The 558-nt window shown below is 64.3% G+C and carries 1 protein-coding gene; it reads right to left on the reverse strand.

Translation table 11 applies throughout. The features are described from left to right. Positions 1-136 precede the first annotated feature (136 nt). The coding region (locus tag AC1DVR_RS24020; protein ID WP_478003128.1) for a TraU family protein at positions 137-558 on the reverse strand (422 nt) is incomplete at its 5' end.

A 558-nucleotide genomic window follows, 5' to 3' on the forward strand; every position in this document is an offset into this window, starting at 1 on the left:
GCATCCTTGGCGGCCTTGTTCATGAGACCCGTCACATCGACGCCCACAGAGCCAGTGGCCCCCGGCGCAAATTGCGGCAWTGGCTCGTCTGCCAAAGCCACTCCGGACAGGAATTGCAGGACAAGGCCCGCCCTGATCAAAGCGCGCAGCAATTGTGTTTCCTCCAGGTGAGCCAGCCGAAGCTTTCGCCTTTGAAAGGATATGCCCGGCCGGAGTCGACGAACTGGGTCGAGGAGCCCAGGGGACCGCAGGCATAGCGGCCGGAGGTCTTGGCCTTGGGCCGGGTGATTTGGAACCGGTATTGCGATTTGGGCAGGATCGGCGCCGGCTTCGGCTGGCAGAGCGCGCCCGATCCGGAAGTGCGGCGGGCCAGACCGAAACGGTGCATGCGTGCCAGGAGCTTGGCGGCGACGGTTTCCGAAGCCTGAACCCCACCATAATGCTCGTTGGCGTCCCCGGTCATCGGGTAGAGCCCACCCTGACAGCCATTGCACCAGAAGAGCTTGTCATTGCCGAGTTGGCCGGAGGAGGCTGCGACGCAATCGGCGGCACAGGCGG

This window comes from Rhodobacter sp. P2_H5 (assembly GCF_056403335.1).